Annotated in this window: 1 protein-coding gene; it reads right to left on the bottom strand. The window is 46.9% G+C overall.

Annotated elements, in window-relative coordinates; translation table 11 throughout:
- The coding region (gene metF / locus R7Q46_RS28090) for a methylenetetrahydrofolate reductase (protein ID WP_318078424.1) at positions 1–621 on the bottom strand (621 nt) is incomplete at both ends.

Raw genomic sequence — 621 nt, 5'->3', positions numbered from 1 at the left:
TCTTTCACACCTTCGCGACTTAGTACACGAACCATATCAATAGCTTGGCTTGCACCTACAAGTTGGCGAGTCACAGGATCATCATCCAAACCTTCAAACTGTTTGCTCATCCATCCTGGCACTTTAACGTTATTCTGCGCCGCAAAGCGTGAGGCTTGCTTAAAGTTCGAAACTGGCAAAATACCCGGTACGATTTCTACATCGATTCCCGCCGCAACACAGCGGTCACGAAAACGCAGATAAGATTCCACATCAAAGAAGAACTGAGTAATGGCACGGTTTGCACCAGCGTCCACTTTACGCTTTAGGTTTAGCAGATCCGATTGAGCACTTTTTGCCTCTGGATGCACTTCTGGAAAAGCCGCCACAGAAATATCAAAATCGTGACGAGATTTTAGTAGCTCAACCAAGTCAGAAGCATACATATCTGGAGCACCGCCACCAGGTGGGATATCACCACGCAGCGCAACGATATTTTCGATGCCGTTATTCCAGTAATCATCAGCAATCTCAATCAACTCTGAACGTGTTGCATCGATACAAGTGAGGGGAGGCGCAGCAACTAAGCCGGTCTCTGCTTTGATTTCCTTGATAATGGAGTGAGTTCTATCACGCTCACCA

Source organism: Vibrio sp. 811, assembly GCF_033339195.1.
The sequence above is the reverse complement of the archived record's forward strand: the minus strand, read 5'-3'. Positions and strand labels throughout refer to the sequence as shown.